Source organism: Thomasclavelia sp., from assembly GCF_017889095.1.
Taxonomy (GTDB): domain Bacteria; phylum Bacillota_I; class Bacilli_A; order Erysipelotrichales; family Coprobacillaceae; genus Thomasclavelia.
On sequence record NZ_JAGHEW010000176.1, the window covers coordinates 1 to 5,273 of the forward strand.

Sequence of the window (5,273 nt, forward strand, 5' to 3'; positions counted from 1 at the left end):
GAAATCTTTGGACCGACAAAAGCACCAATACCATAACCAATAAAAATTAAGCCATAATTTCGATTATAATATTTAGAACCAAAGATGATTTTGATCATTGGGGCAAAGACTACTAGTAAACCACCGAAAGAAAAACCAACTAGGGCAATGCATAAAATAAAGTAAATATAGGAATCAGCGATTGTTAGCATCAACATTGAAATACCATTAATGATCAATACTAATAACAAAGAATTCCAGCCTTTTAAACGATCATAAATAAAGCCAAAAGCAATGCGACCAAACATGTTAAATAAAGTCATCATACTAACACATAAAGCAGCATCCATTGCTGATAAGCCAATTTGATTTTGAGCAATTGGTGAAGTAGCACTAACCATCATTGTTCCCGCTGCATTGGCAAAGATAAACATAATTAGTAAGACCCAAAATACCGGTTTTTTTACCATTTGGGGAATGTTATAATTTTTAGTATTTAATTCCTTGCTTTGTTCTTTAGAAGGTGTCCAGCCTTCAGGAATCCAGCCATCAGGACATGGAACGATCATCCAGGCAACTAAGCCAACGCCAATTAAAAAGATTACACCTAAAATTTTACAAGCATTTTGGGCACCATAATTATCAATTAACATTTGAGCAATTGGTGACAAAATAAATGGTCCACAGGCAGCTCCGGCTTGAACTAAACCAGAAATTGAACCACTTTTATCAGGGAACCATTTTAAAGCAGTAGGTAAGCAGGCTGGATAAATCATTCCTGCTCCCGCCCCAGCAATAAAGCCATAAGCAATATATAAAAATGGAATTGTATTAGCAAAACCAGTTAATACCCATCCCCCGGCAAATAAGACTAAACCAATGTAAATGGCTACTCGTGGCTGGAGTTTTTCAGCTAAGATCCCCCCTAAAAATCCAACAGCACAATAAATAAACATATAAATAGTATAAGCCATGGAAAAATCAGAACTGCTCCAATTAAATTGATTACATAATGGTAAAGCAAATAAACTAAAGAAAGCAGTTGCTGAAGTAAATAAACTTTGAATCCACACTCCGGCAAAAACACGCCAGCGGGTTGCTTTAGTAATTTTCATCTCAACTTCTCCTTTATTGTAATGTTCCTAAATCTAAAGCGACATCACGACCATTAAATTTACCAGCTTCTTTGCTTGTACCTAACCAGTAAACCATTGAAGTGATATCATCAACTTCTAAAAATGGAACCCCAGCATACATTTCTTCAACACTTTTAAAATTATTTCCCGTTAAATCGTTAATAAATTCAACGTATTCCATTGTTTCACACATTGGTGTTTTAACCTTAGTAGGGCATAATGCATTAACAATAATACCTTTAGAACCAACTTCTTTAGCTAACGTTCTTGTTAAGCCGATAATTCCCCATTTAGACATACAATAAGTTGCTAATTTTGGAGTTCCATATAAACCAGAAGTAGATGAAATATTGATAATTCGACCAAATCCTTGTTTCAGCATATATTTTGTGGCATATTTATCAGTACGCCAAGTCCCAATTAAATTAATTTCAATTACTTTTTCAACTTGCTGATCAGTTAACTCCCAAGTATAACCAAAATTAATAATTCCCGCATTAGCGATCACAACATCAATACGTCCAAATTTTTCCCAGGCACAAGCAAATAGTTTTTCAACATCTTCACTGGCTGTAATATCGCATTTTAATGCTAATACCTCTGCACCATAAGTTTTACATTGTTTAATTGTTTCTTGAAAAGCATCGTCACCTGGTTCTAATAGATCACCAAGGACAACATTAAAACCATTTTGAGCATATTTATAAGCATGTCCTCTACCTTGACCCATTGCTCCGCCAGTAATCAAGACAACTTTCTTTTCATTCATTTAAAATCCCCCTTTGTCATAAATTTTGCTTTTTAAGTATAAACCCTCTAATTATTTGAGAGTCAATTAGCCTTTTTTTATCGATTTTATCCATTTTTTATCAAAAAAATGGTAAAATTAATCATAAACTCTAAAACAATTTGAAAGATGAGGGATCTTTATGTATACAACTTATACAATTGGGGAAATGGCTAGGATCTTAGGAATAACGGCAGAAACTATACGTTATTATGAACGTAAAAATATCATTCATCCACTTCATAGTGAAGTTAGCGGTTATCGTTATTATACGACTTGGGATTTGCATATGATTATTAGAGCTAGATGTTATTTGGGATTTGGTTTTACAATTGAACAGGTTAGTGATATTCTTCAAAAAGAAAGTATTGAAAAAATTGATGATGTTTTATCTAAACAAGAAGCGATTATCCAAGAAAATATTATCTATCAAATGAACTTATTAAAGAAACTTAGAAAAAATCGTGGTTTGATCAATGATCTAAAAAATGAAACAAATCAACTAACGATTAGAACTAGGCCGGGTATTTATCGTATTGATACCCAAAAGTGTTATACTTTAATTTTATCAAGAGAAGAACAGGAAGCTTTAAAAGACTTTTGTCAAAAAGTACCATTTATTTTTTCTACGGCTTTATTTCCTAAAGAACATATTGAAAAACATAATACTGATTTTTATTTTGGGGTTGGGGTTGAAGAAGAATTTGCTGCAGGATTAAATATTCAAGAATCTAAATATGTAAAATATTATCCACCATGTAATTGTTTATATATGTGTATATCTTCACGTTCGAGTCAGTTTTTAACTTATCAGGTAATGGAGCCGGCATTTAATTATATGAAAGAACACAATTTAAGTTTAGCTGGTGATATAATTACCCAAATTGTTTCAATGTGTAAACCTGAACAAGAATATTTTAATTGGCATAATATTTGGATTCCAATTGAGTAAAAAAGCTGTATTATTACAGCTTTTAAACTACTCTAAATTGTTTCCATTTACCACTAATAAATCTAATCATAAATAATACTGAACGTCCTGCCCAGTCAGCTCCCATGGCAATCCATACACCGATAATTCCTAGATTAAAGATAATTCCAAAAATATAAGCAAAACCTAATCTAAATAAAATCATTGAAACAATTCCGACAACCATTGAATACTTAACATCACCAGCAGCCCGCAAACCATTTGGTAAGACAAATGAAGTTGGATGTAAAGCAAAAGCCATGATATTATGCATAATTACTAAGATATAAGTATAATTACGAGCATCACTAGATAATGAATATAAATCAAGTAATACTGGTAATAAAACGATTACCACAGCTCCAATTAAAGCAGTAACTAAATAAGAGATTTTCATTAACTTTTTGATATAATGAGTAGCTTGATTATAATCATTGGCACCAACACATTGACCAACAATAGTTACAATTCCTAGATTTATAGCATTGACAACTACGATAGCAATCTGGTCAATACTTCCAGCAACGCTATTAGCAGCAATTTGGCTAGTTCCAAACATACTTACAATACTTGTTACTAAAACTCTTCCTAATGTAAATAACCCATTTTCAATTCCGTTAGGAATAGCAATCTGTAGTATTTTTTTGATCATAGTAATTTTAAAACTAAATATTTCTGTTAATTTAATATAAATTGGATTACGCTTATCGAATGCCAGAGCAATCATAATAATTGCCACAACAACTCTAGAAATCAATGTTGGTACAGCTACTCCTGCTACCCCGGCTTTTAAAATGAAAACGCCAATATAATTTCCGACAACATTGATAATATTCATCAATAATGCCATATACATAGTAATCTTAGTTTTTTCAAACGAGCGAAATAACGCTGCAGCAGAATTATATATCCCCAAAAATGGAAATGATAATGCCGTAATTAAAAAGTAAGTTATACAGGCGTTCATAACATTAGCTTCAATTGAACCAAAAAACAAGCTTAATAATCCCTGATGAAAAACTAAGCAGAAAACCATGATTATAGTAGAAACGATACTTGTAATCGTGATTAACTGACTAGCAGCAAAATTGGCATCTTTACGTTTTTGACTGCCGATATATTGGCAAACAATAACGGCCCCTCCAGTAGCTACTGCAGCTAATATGGTAATGATCAAATTATTGATCATATCAACTAATCCGACTCCAGATACAGCTGCTTCTCCAGCGTAGGATATCATCATTGTATCAGCCATTCCCACGATCATTGTTAAGATTTGTTCAATAACTAATGGCCAAATTAATTTAGTAAGTTGTTTATTCGAAAACATCATAATTTTGCCTCCCTTGACATCTTTATTATATATAGATAATAGTATAATTGTCTAATACCTATAATAAATTGTATTGATACCTTCAAGGCATGATAAAAGATTCTATTAATTAGCTCTTTGATGCTTTTAATTGTTTGATTAATAAAATAATTTTCTTTTCAGTTTCTAATAAAGATATATAAGGATATGTTTTAGCATGATGATTAAAACATTCTAAATATTTTTGAGCCTGTTCAACATCGTTTTCAATTAATAATTTATAAGCATACATAATTCTTTGACAATTAAGATTATTTTTAGCTCCTTTTACTAAATCTTTGCTTATTTCTTGATAGTACTGTTTTATTTGTGTTTTTGGTTTTGCATCCATGATCAAATAAAATAAATATTCGTATTGTAGCGCCTGCTGGTAGGATTTACTTAATTGATAGCGTTGGCTTATATAGTCAATCAATGCTTTGGCTTCTTTAAATTTAAGCTGTTCATGAAAGAGATTTATTCTAGCGATCAATATCCGCTGATGTAAAGGATTATTTAAATTAGCGGTTTGTGATAACTTAAATAATTGAATCTCCATATCTTGAAGTAACATACCATTTGCTTGTAAAGCTCCTATTTTTAGCTGTTTGTAAAAAGAATAACGACTATCTTGATCGCGGTTCATTAGATATAGATGATAACCATCATTAACTAGTGCTTTTATAGGAATTAAATTAATTAAGCAAAGATAGCCGTTGATAAAACCAAAAGTAAGTAAAACTATTTTTAATAAATGATTAGAACTAACTAGAAATAATAAAATCATTAATATAGTAATAATTAAATTAAAAAATCCACCACCTGCAATATATAAAAAATATGGGAATTTAGCTGAATACTCTGGTGGTGCTAGTAAACATTGTCCAGCATGGTATTTATGTAAACATTTTTTCATTTTTAAGTGCTGGTTTTGTTTAATGATCATTACTTTACCGATTTGAAAACTTACAAAATGATAGTTAGTTATTAAACCCATTATTAAATGACCACTTTCATGAATAATAGTAGCTAAAGGAAAACCGATAATCA

5 protein-coding genes are annotated in these 5,273 nt (G+C 31.2%); 1 reads left to right on the forward strand and 4 read right to left on the reverse strand.

Features of this window, described 5'->3' with window-relative positions; genetic code table 11:
* Both J7M77_RS07655 and J7M77_RS07660 read right to left on the reverse strand, forming a co-directional pair.
* The coding region (locus tag J7M77_RS07655; RefSeq protein ID WP_296877243.1) for an OFA family MFS transporter at nucleotides 1–1,094 on the reverse strand (1,094 nt) is incomplete at its 3' end.
* 13 nt (nucleotides 1,095–1,107) lie between these two features.
* Nucleotides 1,108–1,884: an SDR family NAD(P)-dependent oxidoreductase gene (locus tag J7M77_RS07660; protein ID WP_296877244.1), complete on the reverse strand. Its 777-nt coding sequence runs from the start codon at nucleotides 1,882–1,884 to the stop codon at nucleotides 1,108–1,110.
* Between the two features lie 160 nt (nucleotides 1,885–2,044).
* Here J7M77_RS07660 and J7M77_RS07665 point away from each other — a divergent pair, with 160 nt between their 5' ends.
* Nucleotides 2,045–2,854, forward strand: coding sequence for a MerR family transcriptional regulator (locus J7M77_RS07665; RefSeq protein WP_296877245.1), 810 nt, complete (start codon nucleotides 2,045–2,047; stop codon nucleotides 2,852–2,854).
* A gap of 22 nt (nucleotides 2,855–2,876) precedes the next feature.
* Here the strand turns inward: J7M77_RS07665 and J7M77_RS07670 are convergent, their stop codons facing one another.
* Nucleotides 2,877–4,205, reverse strand: coding sequence for an MATE family efflux transporter (locus J7M77_RS07670; protein ID WP_296877246.1), 1,329 nt, complete (start codon nucleotides 4,203–4,205; stop codon nucleotides 2,877–2,879).
* A gap of 109 nt (nucleotides 4,206–4,314) precedes the next feature.
* On the reverse strand, nucleotides 4,315–5,273 hold a 959-nt coding region (locus tag J7M77_RS07675), incomplete at its 5' end, for a hypothetical protein (RefSeq protein WP_296877247.1).